Genomic DNA, 15,102 nt, shown 5'->3' on the forward strand with positions numbered 1-15,102 from the left:
ATGACCCAATCTGAAGCCGAACTAGAACAACAGCTAATTGATCGCCTCACGGGATTAGGCTACGAACCTGTCACCCTTCGCAATGCCGAAGACCTGAAAGCCAACCTCAAAACCCAACTAGAGAAACATAACCACATCAAACTCAGCGACACAGAGTTTAAAAGCGTCCTCAATCACCTCGATAAAGGCAATGTGTTCGATCGCGCCAAGCGCCTACGCGATAAAATGGAACTCAGGCGCGACGATGGCAACACCTTTTATCTAGAATTCCTCAACACCGAACATTGGTGCCAAAACCAATATCAAGTCACGAACCAGATTACCCAGCAAGGCAAATACAAAAATCGCTACGACGTAACCCTGCTAATTAACGGCTTGCCCCTCGTGCAAATTGAACTGAAGCGCCGAGGACTGGAACTTAAAGAAGCCTTTAACCAAATCAACCGTTACCAACGCCATTCCTACGGTGCAGACAATGGACTGTTTCAGTATATCCAAATTTTTGTCATCTCCAACGGTGTTAATACCCGCTACTATGCCAACAACCGCAAACAAGAATTTAAACAAACGTTCTATTGGGCAGACCAAGAAAATAACCTCATAACCCAACTGGAAGACTTCGCCGACAGCTTTTTGGAGAAATGCCACGTCTCCAAAATGATCTGCAAATACATTGTCCTGCACGAATCTGACAAAGTGCTGATGGTGCTGCGTCCTTACCAATACTACGCAGTAGAAGCAATTATTGAGCGCGTTAAAAACACCGACAAAAACGGCTATATTTGGCATACCACCGGATCGGGCAAGACCCTCACCAGCTTCAAAGCTGCCCAAATCCTCACTCAATTTCCCAAAGTGCATAAAGTGCTGTTTGTCGTCGATCGCGCTGACCTCGACTACCAAACCAGCAAGGAATTTAATTATTTCAGTCCTAATTGCGTAGACACTACCGACAACACCAAACAACTGGTAGAACAAATGGCTGGGGATAACCCCCTCATTGTCACCACGATTCAGAAACTCAACCGTGCGATAAAATCCCAACGCCATGAAGCCGCTATGGAGAGTTTGAAAGATAAGCGCATTGTGTTTATCTTTGATGAATGCCACCGTTCCCAATTTGGCGAAACTCATAAAAATATCGTTAAATTCTTTCCCCAAGCCCAGATGTTCGGCTTTACCGGAACTCCCATCTTTGCCGATAACGCTGCCGGTAATCAACACGGTAAACGCACCACCAAAGACCTATTCCAAGAATGTCTGCATAAATATGTCATTACTAATGCGATCGCTGATGAAAATGTTCTGAAATTTTCCGTCGAGTATTGGGGCAAACTCAAACGCAAAGATGGAACACTCATTACAGAACCAAAATTAGACCGCGATTTCTTTGAAAATCCCGACCGAATTTCACTGATTGTTGATTGGATTATTGCCAACCATAACCGTAAAACCCACGGCAGAAAATTCTCTGCTATGCTCTGCGTCAGTAACGTAGATACCCTAATCACTTATTACGAAACATTTAAAAATAAACAGAAACAGGGATTACATGACCTACGAGTTATTACTATTTTTACCCCCAGCGATAACGAAGAAGACGAAGACGCAAACGGCTTAATTGGAGAACCTGATTTCAATATCAGCACAGATAAGAGCAGCAGTAGCCATAGCCGCGACAAATTGAATGAATTTATCGCGGACTATAACCAGATGTACCAAACCCAACATTCAGCCAAAGATAGTCAGGCTTTTTATGCCTATTACAAAGATATTTCCAAACGAATGAAGGATAGGGATCGGGAAAACTTTCAGGACGCAGAACGTGCTGATATTCTGTTAGTTGTCAATATGTTTCTGACGGGTTTTGATGTTAAAAAACTCAATACGCTCTACGTCGATAAAAATCTGAAGTATCACGGGTTAATTCAAGCATACTCCCGTACTAATCGCATTTTGAGCGAACTTAAATCTCAGGGAAATATTGTTTGCTTTCGCAATCTTAAGGAAAATACCGATCGAGCCGTTGCCCTCTTTTCCGATCCCAACGCTAACGAACAAATTTTTATTGAACCCTACGAATACTACATTGAGGAATTTAATAAAGGCGTGCAAGAACTGAGAGCGATCGCCACTATTCCTAACGATGTCAATAAATTGATTAGTGAAGACGACCAAGTTGAGTTTGTTAAAGCCTTTCGTAATCTCATTCGCTCATTGAATGTCAGTAAGTCATTCACCCAATTTAGTTTTTCCGATTTAAACCTAGATGAACAAACCTTTGAGGATTACAAGAGCAAGTATCTAGACATCTACGACAGAACAAGAAATCGGAGAGACGATGAGCCGGAATCCCCTGTCGAAGAGGTCGATTTTGAACTGGAACTCATTCAGCGCGACGAAATTAATGTCTCCTATATTCTCAAGCTACTGGCTAACCTCCAGCGCGAGCAGCAAGTGGATGTTGCTTCAGAGGAGTACCAGACCCAAAAAGCTACTATCCTTGAAATCATTAGCCAAGAAGCCCAACTACGGAATAAGCGGGATCTACTGGAGAAATTCATTGAAGAACGGCTTCCTACCCTTGAACCGGAAGAGGAAATCGAAACCGTCTTCCAGAAGTTCTGGAGTCAGGAACGAATTGCTACAATTCAGCACCTCTGCCAGGAGGAGAACCTGAAGATCGATATTGTTCAGCAAATGATTGCTGACTATAAATTCTCTGGGAAAGAGCCGCTCCGAGAAACCGTGCTGAGTGCTTGCAACGAAAAACCCAAATTGTTGGATCGCAAAAAAGTCTTCGATCGAGTCGTGTCGAAATTGCTCGACATCGTTAACAAGTTCGATGACGCGATCGGTGAGATGGAGGAAGAAGATTGACACTCCCCGTCCTAAAGGAGCGGGGATTCCTGATTCAGCGAGACAACTTACCAAGTAGACTTGCATCTACTTGACAGAGGTCGAACTCTCCACAGGCGTTAATTTGGGTATGCCCTACCCTATGCAAGACCGCTTGCTAAGATATTTAATGCTGCATTGTGGTCGCGGTCTAACACAGTGCCGCAATGCTCACAACGATGCGTTCGTTGACTCAGTGTTTTAACAACTTTCTTGCCGCAATTCGAGCAATTTTGACTTGTATATTGTGGTGGCACTGCAATAGTGACCTTACCAAACACCCTACCAAAATACTCAACCCAGTCTCGGAACATTGACCAACTCGCATCACCGATCGACTTAGCTAGCTTGTGATTCTTGACCATGTTCCGCACCTGCAAGTCTTCGTAGGCAATCAGGTCGTTAGACCGAACTACGCACCTTGCCGTCTTAATGGCAAAGTCTTTACGCTGCCTACTTACCTGCAAATGCTTCTTAGCTAACCGCTTTATAGCCTTTCTGCGATTGGCAGACCCTTTCTTCCGCTTAGAAACGTTGCGCTGCAACTTTTTAAGTTGACGCTCTGTTTTTCTAAGGAATTTGGGATTCTCGACAACCTCACCATTACTATCGGTATAGAAATGGTTGAGTCCCACATCTAAGCCGATAGTGGTTTTTGAGGGGTCGATCTTTTCTCTGCGATCTACTTCGACGCAAATTTGAGCATAATAACCGTCGGCACGACGCACCAGTCTGATGCGTTTAATCTGCTCGATCGGGTAGAAGTTCAGATCGCGACTGCCGATTAATTTGAGTCTGCCGATTTTGAAGCCATCGGTCAAAGTTAGGTATTTCCTGTCTTCGCTAAGCTTCCATCCTGTTTGCTTGTATTCAACAGAATGACCGCGCTTTTTGAATCTCGGAAAGCCCTTTTTGCCGGGTACTTTCTTTTTGCAATTTTCAAAAAATCGACGAATGGCAGACCACGCCCTTTCTGCACTGGCTTGTCTTGCTTGAGAGTTGAGCTTTTTAGCAAACTCAAATTCTTTAGCAAGCACGGCGCAGTATTTGTTGAGATCGTATTTATCGCTCCCTTTTACGTCCATCCACAGCCTTAAAGCTTTATTACGCACAAAAAGAGCAGTACGGATTGCCTCATCAATGAGGTTGTACTGCTCTTTTTTGCCTTTTAGTTTTGCTTCGAGGACTAGCATAGAGAAAAGGGAAGCTTATAACGAGAATCCTAGCATAATAGGATAGATTAATGCAAAGCCGCCCTGGAAGCGATGCACTGCGATGTCCTGAGCTTGCCGAAGGGAGCCTGTCGAAGTGGGCGGGGTCTTAGACCCAAGTTTTTTGATAAATAATAAATAATGAATATTGGGCAGGTAGCGCTATATCGCGCGCTGAGAGTGACAGCCAGCTTTAGCTTGCAGGTGTTTATAAGGATTTGAGCGATCGCGTCGGAGGGGAGGCAATTGCTTGTACCATTGAAAGAGACAAGGGACGGGTTGAGTCGATCGCGTTTGTATCGTCGCACCCACCTCAAAGCCGCACCCGCCCCTACTCTTGCTACTGCTATCGGGGCGAAAAGCGCGTTGTCGAAAGGCTTTGAGTAGGTTTTATCTCACGGAACTGCACTAAACCATGAAAGCCAAAGACGTACAAGTATATCCCATTACGACCGATACGCGAGTGTTGCGATCGCGCACCTGGGATCGCCTCAAGTTTGAGATAGAATATGCCCTCCAACGCGGTACAACCGCCAATTCCTATCTGATCCAAGCCGATAAAATCGCGCTGTTTGACCCTCCCGGCGAATCCTTCACAAAGATATTTATCGAAGCCCTCCAAAAACGCATCGACCCGAAAACCATCGATTATATTATCCTCGGTCACGTCAACCCCAACCGAGCGACCACTTTACAAGCCTTACTCGAAATTGCCCCCCAAATTACCTTTGTCACCTCCAACCCCGGGGCGATTTCGCTTAAAAAAATTCTTGAAGATTTAACCCTTCACATCAAAGTCGTTAAAGGCGATGAAACCCTAGATTTAGGGCAAGGACACAACCTCGAATTTATTCTCACACCCAATCCACGCTGGCCGGATCGGATGTGTACCTACGACCCGAAAACGAAAATCCTATTTACCGATAAACTCTTTGGGGCGCACGTTTGCGGCGATCAAGTTTTCGATGAAGGCTGGACGGTATACGACGAAGACCGGCGCTATTATTTCGATTGTCTCATGGCTCCGAGTGCCAGCCAAACTGAAGCCGCATTAGAAAAACTCGGCGAAAAGGAAGCGACGCTGTATGCAACGGGTCACGGGCCTCTAGTACGCTATGGTTTGAGCGAACTCACCCACGCTTACAAACAATGGGTGCAACAGCAGAAAGAAAGTAAGGCGAGAGTGGCAGTGATTTATGCTTCGGCTTATGGAAGTACCGCAACTTTAGCCAACGCGATCGCGCGCGGCATTACTAAGGCGGGCGTGGCGGTAGAATCGATCAACTGCGAGTTTGCCGAACCCGAGGAAATCAAAAACGCCGTCGAAGTTGCCGATGGTTTTATTATGGGATCTCCGACGCTGGGCGGTCATGCCCCAACTCCGATTCAAACCGCTTTGGGGATCGTGCTGGCTACCGCCGATAAAAATAAATTGTATGGCGTATTTGGTTCTTACGGCTGGAGCGGCGAAGCGATCGACTTGCTCGAGCAAAAGTTTACTGATGCGGGCTACCGTCAGGGATTCGACCCGATCCGCGTTAAATTTAAACCCAATGAAGTGACGCTGCAATATTGCGAGGAAGCGGGGACGGACTTCGCCCAAGTCCTCAAGCGCAAGCAGAAAAAACGTGCGATTAAACAGCCCGTCGGCGATTCCCAAGCCGACAGAACCGAACAAGCGGCGGGGCGCATCGTGGGTTCGCTGTGCGTGGTGACGACGCACCAAGGCGATCTCAGCAATGCGATGCTGGCTTCTTGGGTATCGCAGGCGACGTTTTCGCCGCCCGGATTGACTGTTGCTGTGGCTAAGGAACGCGCGATCGAATCAATGCTGCATTCCGGCGCGCCTTTCGTTCTGAATATTCTGCCGGAAGGAAACGCGCAATTGAAAAAACAGTTTGCAAAAAATTATGCCCCCGGACAAGATCGCTTTGATACCATTGAGACGGAAACGGCTGAGAATGGCTGTCCGGTGCTGAAAGGAACGCTCGCTTACTTGGAATGCGAAGTGAGTAACCGCATGGAGTGCGGCGATCATTGGTTGCTGTACGCGATCGCTTCAAAAGGTCAAGTCTTCGATAATGATGGCTTAACCGCCGTCCACCACCGCAAGTCGGGGAGTTATTATTAGAGCGAGTTTGCTCAATCGGCGAGCAATAACGATTGACAATAGGAGCGTTAAATGCTATAGGGGGTTGTTGATTAAAGCATTAAACCCATAAATTTCTCGCGTTCCCGCGATCGCGACGAGTTCGATTTCTTTCTCGTCGCCCGGTTCAAAGCGAATCGCCGTACCCGAAGGAATATTAAGGCGCATTCCTTTCGTTGCGTCGCGATCGAATTCTAAAGCAGGATTGACTTCATAAAAGTGAAAATGAGAGCCAACTTGAATGGGGCGATCGCCAGTATTCGCAACGGTTATTTTTCTCGTTTCGCGTCCGGCGTTAAGTTCGATTGCGCCTTCTTGAGGGAAAATTTCTCCAGGAATCATGTTGAGTTAATAGGGGAGAGGGGTTACAAAAAGTTAGAAAATAAAACTATTGAATCGGATTGTGAACGGTGACGAGTTTAGTTCCGTCGGGAAAAGTCGCCTCAACTTGTACTTCGTGAATCATTTCTGCGATTCCATCCATCACATCATCGCGAGTTAATAAAGTTGCGCCATCCGCCATTAATTCTGCAACGGTTTTTCCCTCTCTCGCTCCTTCTAAAATAGCAGCACTGATATAAGCCATCGCTTCGGGATAGTTAAGTTTCAATCCTTTAGCTTTGCGTCTTTCGGCTAACAGAGCAGCCGTGAAAACGAGCAGTTTATCTTTTTCTTGAGGAGTGAGTTGCATAAAAGAATTTGTGGCTAGTAATTCGTAATTTTTGGTGCGTAATTGGTAATGGAAAATTGGGAAGACGAAATAGAGAATCAATTAAGAGCTATTGCCAAACGCGAGGTAAGATCGGAGAACTTTGGGCATTGGCAAGGCGCAAGAGTCGCCAAACTTCTATAAACCATTTCCTAACTTCGGCGGTTGAATCGCCTCGGTATCGACAGAGCAATCCGCCTGCTTGAGTGCGGGTTGCGCCAAACTGTCCGGCTTGAGATTTCTTTTGGATAATACCAGAGTCGATGAGATTTCTCACGCGCGCTAGCAATTCTTCAGAGACGGGTTTGCCGATGTAAATCAAGCTGCCGACGAGGGGATATCCGGCGAGGGCGTTAGCGCTGGTGCAGTTTTCTTCGCTCCCTTGAAGGCGCTGGCGATCGATCCAGAGAGGTTTTCCTTGCTGCCAAATTTCAAAACGCGATCGCCATTCGCCGTGCAAAAATCGCTCGTTGCGGGCGCTGCGTCCAAAGCGGGCGATCTCCCAACCCAGAAAACTCGCTCCCGGCGCGAGTTCGACGCGCGTCTGCTGTTGGTAATCTGCCCCCTCAAAAAGAATGGTTTCCGGTGGCAACCATTCCAAACTCGCTTCGGGTTCGAGGTTAAACGCTGTGGTGTAGCGGGCGAGTTGACCGTTGCTGCGATAGACTTTGGTAGCAGCGGGCGCAGTGATGAGGGCGCGGCTGTGGGGGAGGAGGTGGATAGTCGCAGAAAGGCGATCGCCCCCGACAATGCCCCCCGCTGTGTGTAACATAACCGTATGGCACACTTGCGGCCCTTCGGGGTAAAAAGGACGCTGCACTTTTAAGGGCGCTCGAGCGTAGGCGCGGGCGATGCGCGTTGCATCGTCGCAATGGCGGTAAACCAGATCGAGACAACCTTGCCAGCCTGATAGCTCGTCACTCATAATTTATTTACGATTTATTTATAGAATTGGAGAATTTCCAATTTATCACCCAAAACTCGCTCATTTATAATTCATTTTGTAGTGGAATCTCAAACTGAAAAAACGATCCTTCCCGTCATTGGTTGGCGGGAGTTTTTATCGCTTCCCGAACTGGGAATCGACAAAATAAAAGCCAAAATCGACACGGGGGCGCGTTCTTCAGCTTTACACGCCTTTGATATCGAACATTTTGAACGAGATGGAGTTCCGAGCGTGCGTTTTAAAGTCCATCCCGAGCAGCGCAATGGTAACGTTACCGCGATCGCGGAAGCCCCGCTTTTAGACGAGCGCCACGTTCGCAATTCGGGCGGACAGACGCAAATGCGCCCGGTGATTCAAACGACGATTGGACTGGGGGAAAGACGTTGGGCGATCGAATTGACGCTTACCAATCGAGATGCAATGGGTTTTAGAATGCTCTTAGGACGGCAAGGAATACGTCGGCAGTTTTGGGTCGATGCGGGACGTTCCTTCCTCTGGAGCAGTGGGAAAGAAGTTTAACTTTATTAAAAAAGTACGATGAAAATTGCCATCTTATCTCAAGATGCGTCTCTCTACTCGACTAAGCGGCTTTTAGATGCCGGAGAGAAGCAGGGACACGAAATGCGCGCGATTAACTATTTGCGCTGTTATATGAATATAACGTCCCACAAGCCGACGATTATGTATCAAGGCAAACCGTTAGAAGATTTTGATGCAGTTATCCCGCGTATTGGAGCCTCGAGAACGTTTTACGGGACGGCAGTGGTGAGACAGTTTGAGGTGATGGGGGTATTCAGTACGAATGACTCGCAGGCAATTTCGCGATCGCGCGATAAGTTGCGCTGCCTGCAAATCCTTGCTCGTAAAGGCATCGGACTGCCGGTTACGGGTTTTGCCCACGCCACAGAAGATATCGACGGTTTAATCGAAACAGTGGGCGGTGCGCCTTTGGTGATTAAATTGTTAGAAGGAACTCAAGGAATTGGGGTGGTTTTAGCGGAAACGCAGCAAGCAGCAAAGTCAGTGATCGAAGCCTTTCGCGGTTTGGATGCCAATATTTTGGTGCAAGAATATATCAAGGAAGCGGGAGGGGCAGATTTGCGCTGTTTCGTTGTCGGTGATAAGGTTGTAGCGGCAATGAAACGCCAGGGCGCGCCGGGAGAATTTCGCTCGAACTTGCATCGCGGCGGCAAAGCGGAGAAAGTCAAGCTAACGCCAGAGGAACGCAGTACGGCCGTGCGATCGGCTAAAGCAATGGGACTGCGCGTGGCGGGAGTAGACTTGTTGCGCTCCAATCACGGTCCAGTGGTTATGGAAGTGAACTCTTCCCCCGGACTGGAGGGAATTGAAAAGGCGACGGGGGTTGATGTGGCAGGGAAGACGATCGAGTTTGTGGCAAAAAGTGCAGCCGAGGCGAAAAACCGCGCGCCGCTCGATCGCGTTCAATATTAGCGATAAGGAGATAGCAAGCGACGAGTGACGGGAGAAAAAGTAGGGGAGAATCGCTCCGAAGAGGGAGGCAATAGGCTCGTTATTGCGGGTCGCGCGATCGCCCCCGGACGGCGCTACCGCTTAGAAATTCCCGTCGCTTCCCTGCCGACGCAAACTTTACTCTCTCTACCCGTTATCGTCATCAACGGTTGCGAACCCGGGCCGAGGTTATGGTTGAGCGCTGCGATTCACGGCGATGAAATTAACGGCGTAGAAATTATTCACCAAGTTTTGCAGCACGTCCGACCGGAAAATCTGCGCGGTACGCTGATTGCCGTTCCCATCGTTAATGTTTTTGGTTTTATCGCTCAATCTCGCTATCTCCCCGATCGCCGGGATCTCAATCGTTGCTTTCCCGGTTCGCCGACGGGTTCCCTCGCTTCCCGTCTCGCTCACCTGTTTATGACAGAAGTTGTCCGCCACAGTACCCACGGGATCGATCTGCATACAGCCTCCGATCGCCGCACGAATTTACCTCAGATTCGCGCCAATATTGAAGATGAGGAAACCCATCGCTGTGCGAGGGCCTTCAGCGCGCCCGTAACGCTACACGCCACCATTCGCGATGGTTCCTTGCGCCAAGCCGCCGCCCAGCGCAATATTCCGACCCTCCTCTACGAAGCGGGCGAAATTCTCCGCTTCGATCCCGAATCGATTCGCATTGGGGTTGAAGGCATTTTGCGCGTGATGGCTCACCTGCAAATGCACGATTCTTTTATTTTGTCAACCCCCGTATCGACGGTGGAAATCGTCGCCTCGAAATGGATTCGCGCTTCTCGTAGCGGTATTTTGCACGTCAAAGTCGCGTTAGGCGAACGAGTCCAGAAAAAGCAACTGCTGGGGAAGATTACCGATGCGTTTAGCGAACGCACGACTCATGTACGCGCGCCCTTCGTTGGAATTGTCATCGGGTTTTGCCATAATCCCCTCGTCAATCAGGGAGACGGCGTTTTTCACCTCGGCGCGATCGGCTCGACCGAGAAAGCGATGGAGTGACGCTATAATTAAAGATTCACGCTCTCGCGAGTTTTAAAATCGAATCCTGGGATTGAGATGGGCGAAAAAGACGACGGGTTTAAAATTATTAGCGATAATCGTCAAGCGCGTTACCTCTACGAAATTCTCGAAACCTACGAGGCGGGAATTGAGTTGGTGGGAACGGAAGTGAAATCGATTCGCGCCGGACGGGTGAATTTGCGGGATGCTTACGGATTAATTCGCAATGGCGAAGCATGGCTGTTGAACGGGCATATTTCCCCCTATCAAGCCAGTGGCGATTATTTTAACCACGATCCGCGCCGCACGCGCAAGTTATTGTTAAAGCGCAAGGAAATTAGCAAGTTAGTCGGACAGTTGGAACAGCAAGGTTTAACGCTGGTTCCGTTGAAGATGTATTTTAAGCGCGGTTGGGTGAAGGTGAGTTTGGGCTTAGGGCGCGGCAAGAAATTGCACGATAAGCGCGAGGCGATTAAGGAACGCGATGATAAGCGACAAATGCAGCGCGCGCTCAAACAGTTTTAACTTTTGAGGGGATTTTGGGAATTAAATCACTCTGAAAAAAGTAAAATCGCTGTCGAATTCCGAAAGGTAGGCTTACACTCGGATGGCTCAATCTGGCTTTGTAAATAGCTTGCTAACAACTACAGCTATTTACGGCTTTTCCAGTATCCAGGTTTTCGGCTACAATGCATCACTGCCAAAATCAGAATGTAGTCTTGCTCGATTGTATAGAGAATCCCATAGGGAAATTTGCGCGTCATACATCGCCGAATATCCTCATCAATCGCGATATAACGAGTAGGCGATTCTCTAATCCGATAAACTGCATCCTCAATAGCATTGATAAATGCCTGCGCCAACTCAACCCGCTGTTCTAAATAGTATTGAACAGCCTCAGCATATTCTGTGAGAGCTTCAGTGTGAAAGACATACCTCATTGCTCGAGCAACCGCCTAACTCGAGCTAAACCTTCTTCTCCTGGAATGGGCTGCACAGAACCGTTACGAATCCGATCTCGTCGTTTCTTGGCTTCAGTAACCCAAGTTGCCTGAACGGTTGGATCGGTCTCAAACTCTAGGCTTTCGACTAGCTTGTCTGCTAGAAGCGCCCTAGAAACACTAGGGAGAGCTAAGAGTTCTTCTGTTAACTGCTCAATTGACCGCATAGATCCTCACAGGATAGAAAATCTTGTTTACAATTTTAGCAAAATTCCACCTATCAACGTATTTGCCTTTCCCCTTATCCCGCTTAAATCACTCTGGGGAAAGTAAAATCGTTAGCGAATTCCGAAAGTCTCACTGAAACTAGAATTTCGCGATGCAGCTTTGTAAATAACGGTGAAGTCGATCGGCAATAGGCACTTTTAAGGCGCAGCAGAGTATTTTGATTGCCGCTCCAACGAAGCTTAGAGTAAAAAATTTAGCACCTCAATAAATTTGAAAATAGTCTGACATAGAATCGAGATTTTCTAATGGATAGTAGAGAAGCTATATGCCGAGATTTTATCATTCACAATTTATACCTCATCATTCATAATTTCCCAACCAGCCAATAAGTATCCATTTTGCCTTTCCCTTTAATTGGAATTTGACCGCGATACTCAAATTTGTAGTGCGATCGCAAACTATCCCGAACCGCTTGCGTCACCTGAATGCGTCCGGGAACGCCATGAGATTCCATACGGCTGGCAATATTCACCGTATCGCCCCAAAGATCGTAGATGAATTTTTTAAGGCCGATCACGCCAGCAACGACCGGGCCGGTGTGAATGCCAACGCGAATGCTTAAATTGAAGTTGCGATCGCCGTTAAACTGCGCGATCGCATCCTGAACGTCGAGGGCGAAATCAGCCACCGCTGCAATATTATTAGGATGGTGTTCGGGAATGCCGCTTACAAGCATATAAGCATCGCCAATCGTCTTAATCTTCTCGAGTTTGTGCAATTCCGTCAGGCGATCGAACTGGGAAAAAATATCGTTCAATAAGTTCACCAACTCCAGCGGCGATAATTCGCCCGCAATCCCCGTAAACCCTACGATATCGGCAAATAAAACGGTAGCTCTATCGAATTTTTCGGCAATGGTTCGATCGTTGAGCTTTAGTTTCGCCGCGATTTTAGCCGGAAGAATATTTAACAATAACCGTTCTGCCCGCTGCTGTTGGTCTCGCAAAGCAAGTTCGGTAGCAAGGCGTTGGGTGATATCGCGAAACATCGCCTGAATCGCAATCTCTTCCCCTTTGCCCTGCTTGCTACTAATACTCCCTTCAATCTCGATCCGTCGATTGGCAATAGTCAGGAGCGTCGTTCGCATTTGTTCGATTCTTTCGCCGTACAAAGCTCGGCGGAAGTTCTTAGCAAACTCAATCCTTTGCCCGAGCGGCAGCAGATCGAACATCGATCTTTGTTTGAGTTCTTGCCAACTGTAACCGAGGGCTTGCTGACAAGCGCGATTGGCATACAGAAATCGACCGCGAACGTCAAACGACCAAATTAAATCGCTCGCGTTTTCAAACAAATCGCGATAGCGTTCCTCGCTTTCTGCTAAAGCTGCTTCTGCTCGCTTGCGCTGAAAAAATTGTGCTAAGTTCGTTCCGATCGTATCCAGAATTTGCAGCAGATTTTCATCGGGGGATTTAGCTTCGGAATTGAGAAAGAGCATGACCCCATACTTATCTTGTCCGCTTTTAATCGGAATCGCTAGCATCAAGGAATGTTGCGATCCCGCAGGGCTTCGCGAAGCGGCACGCGCGTTGAGAGGCATCTCCTGCGAACCTCCATCGAGGATCGAGAGAATGCACCATTGGGGCTGACCGGACTGCCAAGCATAACGGGCTAAATTTTCGCGCTCGGTGTTCGTTTGCGCTTGTAGTTGCCAAGTGCGGACTTCCTCCGACGGTTTCTGCCAAGTTGCAACGGGTTTTAAGTCGAGCGAAATTTCGGATTCGACCAACCACATTTCTCCAGTCAGCCAATCTAAATTTTCGCAGAGCGTTTCGAGAATGGGCTGTAGAGCGAGTTCGACGCTAGCAGAGGTGGATAGGATTTGAGCGACTCGATACTGGGCGGCAACTCGTCGCTGAGCCTGCCGAGTGGCGGTAATATCGCGACCGATGTAGAGAAATTCGCTGCCGCTGTGGGGATCCGCAGCGATGGAAGAGCAAGAAAAGGCGACCAAAAGTTGTTTGCCGGTTTTGGTCGAACAGTGCATCTCCAGTTCTCGAATGGATTCCGAGCGCGTTGTTAGCGACTGATGCAGTTCCTCAAAAACGAAGCGTTCGTCAGTAATAATGCGGGTAATCGGCTGACCGATCGATTCGGAGCGAGCGTAGCCGAACCACTCTAAGGCGGAGCGATTGACGGTTTTGATGATGCCATCGGCTCGCACGACGAAAAGCGCATCGGCGATCGATTCGATGACTTTATGTATATATTCGTGAGAAGCCTCGAGGGAGGCCATCATCAAGCTCATTTCGTTCGTGCTTTGCACGAGAGTTTGCTCGAGGTTCATGCGATCGCTGACGTTCTCGAGGGTTGCGAGCAGTTTGGGGGGCGACTCGCAGTGCGCTCGCAAACACACGATTTGTAAGTCTAAGTAGGCAACTGTCCCCTGTACGGACGGTTCATGAAACGTCCCGAGCGATCGCGCGATCGCTCTAATCTCAAATCGCTCGCTTTCGCCTCGAACGATCGCTTCAAGGCAATCTTCAGCACCGAACAGTTCCGGAAAGCCCGAGCGGATATCTTCCCCCGCTCGTAACAGTTCCGGGGACTCGACAAAGCTACAAGCGCGTGCTGATGTTCTAACAACTCGCAGTTCGGGATCCAGTAAGACGTACTCAATCCCTCGGGCGGATAAGAGTTCCTCTATAGCTTCGTGCATAATTGCTCGTAGGGATAGATGCAGTTCGGGTTCGCTAACTGAAAAATACTACTTCTATTTTTCCCTAAAATTTGCATTTTTTAGCTTCAAAAACTAGAAAAAATACAGAAAAGTTGAGAAATTTTGATAAAAGCTCTCCTGTATTTTTAGAGATCGATCTCCGTAATTACACGGCAGATTCGGGTTCAGACTCGATAATAGTTTTTCTCGGTTCAGAGAAATTAAGGATTAACCATCCATTGGATTATCCGCATTCTTCAAGATTTACCCGTTTCAGGAGGCGGATAAAGGCTGGAGCATTTTGCGAGCGAGAGTATCAAAAATTCCTTGGACGTTTTCTCCCGTTTTAGCTGAAGTCTTGTAAAGGGCTAAAACCTGCTCCGTTTGTTGGTTGCGCGCCAGTTCTGCAAGCTTCTCTAACTTTTGAGGTTCGACCAAATCGGTCTTATTCAACGTGAGGATAATGATTCCCTTCGGATTAACCGAGAGAAAAAGTTTAATATGGTCGCAGAAGCGTTCGATTGTTTCCGGGCGAGTGACATCGCCTACGATTAATGCTCCTTTTGCACCTTGTAGGTAACTCGGCGCGATCGACTTAAATTTTGTGTGACCTTCGAGATCCCAAATTAACAACTTAACGTTCTTAGGAGTTCCAGAGCGATCGCCGATCGCTTCCACAACTTTATGAGAAATCTTCACGCCAACCGTAGAGAGATACTGATCGCTAAACTGCCCATCAACAAAGCGGCGAATCAGACTGGTTTTGCCCACGCCAAAGTCGCCGATCGTACACATTTTTTGAGAAATTATTGTCATT

The 15,102-nt window shown here is 47.9% G+C and carries 14 protein-coding genes and 1 pseudogene; 6 read left to right on the plus strand and 9 right to left on the minus strand.

The window, feature by feature from the left end; all coding sequences use genetic code 11:
- Positions 1 to 2,880: a type I restriction endonuclease subunit R gene (locus H6G50_RS05230; RefSeq protein WP_190713932.1), complete on the plus strand. Its 2,880-nt coding sequence runs from the start codon at positions 1 to 3 to the stop codon at positions 2,878 to 2,880.
- Positions 2,881 to 2,914: 34 nt separating this feature from the next.
- Here H6G50_RS05230 and H6G50_RS05235 read toward each other — a convergent pair.
- Positions 2,915 to 4,091 (minus strand): annotated as a pseudogene (locus tag H6G50_RS05235) (RNA-guided endonuclease TnpB family protein).
- Between the two features lie 180 nt (positions 4,092 to 4,271).
- A complete protein-coding gene (locus H6G50_RS05240) occupies positions 4,272 to 4,421 on the minus strand; it encodes a hypothetical protein (RefSeq protein ID WP_190713934.1) in 150 nt (49 codons plus the stop codon).
- Positions 4,422 to 4,524: 103 nt separating this feature from the next.
- Between H6G50_RS05240 and H6G50_RS05245 the strand changes: the two genes are divergently transcribed.
- Positions 4,525 to 6,240, plus strand: a complete 1,716-nt coding sequence (locus H6G50_RS05245) for a diflavin flavoprotein (RefSeq protein WP_190713935.1) — start codon at positions 4,525 to 4,527, stop codon at positions 6,238 to 6,240.
- Between the two features lie 54 nt (positions 6,241 to 6,294).
- Here the strand turns inward: H6G50_RS05245 and H6G50_RS05250 are convergent, their stop codons facing one another.
- From H6G50_RS05250 to H6G50_RS05260, 3 genes are all read right to left on the minus strand, one after another.
- Entirely contained in the window at positions 6,295 to 6,600 is a 306-nt protein-coding gene (locus H6G50_RS05250) for an urease subunit beta (protein ID WP_190713938.1), read from the minus strand.
- A gap of 46 nt (positions 6,601 to 6,646) precedes the next feature.
- On the minus strand, positions 6,647 to 6,949 hold the full coding sequence (gene ureA / locus H6G50_RS05255) for an urease subunit gamma (protein WP_190713941.1): 303 nt from the start codon (positions 6,947 to 6,949) through the stop codon (positions 6,647 to 6,649).
- A gap of 88 nt (positions 6,950 to 7,037) precedes the next feature.
- A complete protein-coding gene (locus tag H6G50_RS05260) occupies positions 7,038 to 7,892 on the minus strand; it encodes an urease accessory protein UreD (protein WP_190713943.1) in 855 nt (284 codons plus the stop codon).
- Between the two features lie 81 nt (positions 7,893 to 7,973).
- On the opposite strand from H6G50_RS05260, the gene H6G50_RS05265 reads away from it, so the two are divergent.
- Genes H6G50_RS05265 through smpB form a run of 4 tightly spaced genes read left to right on the plus strand, consistent with a single transcriptional unit; the run spans position 7,974 to position 10,925 of the window.
- Positions 7,974 to 8,432 carry a RimK/LysX family protein gene (locus tag H6G50_RS05265; RefSeq protein WP_190713945.1) on the plus strand — a complete coding sequence of 153 codons (459 nt, stop codon included), beginning with the start codon at positions 7,974 to 7,976 and terminating at the stop codon, positions 8,430 to 8,432.
- A gap of 18 nt (positions 8,433 to 8,450) precedes the next feature.
- A complete protein-coding gene (gene rimK / locus H6G50_RS05270) occupies positions 8,451 to 9,365 on the plus strand; it encodes a 30S ribosomal protein S6--L-glutamate ligase (RefSeq protein WP_190713947.1) in 915 nt (304 codons plus the stop codon).
- Between the two features lie 24 nt (positions 9,366 to 9,389).
- Positions 9,390 to 10,400, plus strand: coding sequence for a succinylglutamate desuccinylase/aspartoacylase family protein (locus tag H6G50_RS05275; protein ID WP_190713949.1), 1,011 nt, complete (start codon positions 9,390 to 9,392; stop codon positions 10,398 to 10,400).
- A gap of 57 nt (positions 10,401 to 10,457) precedes the next feature.
- A complete protein-coding gene (smpB, locus tag H6G50_RS05280; RefSeq protein ID WP_190713951.1) occupies positions 10,458 to 10,925 on the plus strand; it encodes an SsrA-binding protein SmpB in 468 nt (155 codons plus the stop codon).
- A gap of 125 nt (positions 10,926 to 11,050) precedes the next feature.
- Here the strand turns inward: smpB and H6G50_RS05285 are convergent, their stop codons facing one another.
- From H6G50_RS05285 to H6G50_RS05300, 4 genes are all read right to left on the minus strand, one after another.
- Positions 11,051 to 11,341 (minus strand): type II toxin-antitoxin system RelE/ParE family toxin, encoded by a 291-nt coding sequence (locus H6G50_RS05285; protein WP_190713953.1) that lies wholly within the window; start codon positions 11,339 to 11,341, stop codon positions 11,051 to 11,053.
- The gene (locus H6G50_RS05290; protein WP_190713956.1) at positions 11,338 to 11,568 is read right to left on the minus strand and encodes an addiction module protein; all 231 of its coding nucleotides are present in this window, start codon (positions 11,566 to 11,568) and stop codon (positions 11,338 to 11,340) included. The genes H6G50_RS05285 and H6G50_RS05290 overlap by 4 nt, the downstream gene beginning before the upstream one ends.
- A gap of 365 nt (positions 11,569 to 11,933) precedes the next feature.
- Positions 11,934 to 14,285, minus strand: a complete 2,352-nt coding sequence (locus H6G50_RS05295; protein WP_190713958.1) for an adenylate/guanylate cyclase domain-containing protein — start codon at positions 14,283 to 14,285, stop codon at positions 11,934 to 11,936.
- A 273-nt stretch (positions 14,286 to 14,558) separates the two neighbouring features.
- The gene (locus H6G50_RS05300; RefSeq protein WP_190713960.1) at positions 14,559 to 15,101 is read right to left on the minus strand and encodes a Rab family GTPase; all 543 of its coding nucleotides are present in this window, start codon (positions 15,099 to 15,101) and stop codon (positions 14,559 to 14,561) included.
- Position 15,102 lies beyond the last annotated feature (1 nt).

Origin of the sequence: Oscillatoria sp. FACHB-1406, assembly GCF_014698145.1 — a bacterium.
In the GTDB taxonomy this organism is placed as follows: Bacteria; Cyanobacteriota; Cyanobacteriia; order Cyanobacteriales; family Spirulinaceae; genus FACHB-1406.

Bases quoted from the DNA above. Each gene is read 5' to 3' on its own strand.
- H6G50_RS05230 (WP_190713932.1), top strand. From the start codon at position 1: ATGACCCAATCTGAAGCCGAACTAGAACAACAGCTAATTGATCGCCTC.
- H6G50_RS05245 (WP_190713935.1), top strand. From the start codon at position 4,525: ATGAAAGCCAAAGACGTACAAGTATATCCCATTACGACCGATACGCGA.
- H6G50_RS05250 (WP_190713938.1), bottom strand. From the start codon at position 6,600: ATGATTCCTGGAGAAATTTTCCCTCAAGAAGGCGCAATCGAACTTAAC.
- ureA (WP_190713941.1), bottom strand. From the start codon at position 6,949: ATGCAACTCACTCCTCAAGAAAAAGATAAACTGCTCGTTTTCACGGCT.
- H6G50_RS05260 (WP_190713943.1), bottom strand. From the start codon at position 7,892: ATGAGTGACGAGCTATCAGGCTGGCAAGGTTGTCTCGATCTGGTTTAC.
- rimK (WP_190713947.1), top strand. From the start codon at position 8,451: ATGAAAATTGCCATCTTATCTCAAGATGCGTCTCTCTACTCGACTAAG.
- smpB (WP_190713951.1), top strand. From the start codon at position 10,458: ATGGGCGAAAAAGACGACGGGTTTAAAATTATTAGCGATAATCGTCAA.
- H6G50_RS05285 (WP_190713953.1), bottom strand. From the start codon at position 11,341: ATGAGGTATGTCTTTCACACTGAAGCTCTCACAGAATATGCTGAGGCT.
- H6G50_RS05290 (WP_190713956.1), bottom strand. From the start codon at position 11,568: ATGCGGTCAATTGAGCAGTTAACAGAAGAACTCTTAGCTCTCCCTAGT.
- H6G50_RS05295 (WP_190713958.1), bottom strand. From the start codon at position 14,285: ATGCACGAAGCTATAGAGGAACTCTTATCCGCCCGAGGGATTGAGTAC.
- H6G50_RS05300 (WP_190713960.1), bottom strand. From the start codon at position 15,101: ATGACAATAATTTCTCAAAAAATGTGTACGATCGGCGACTTTGGCGTG.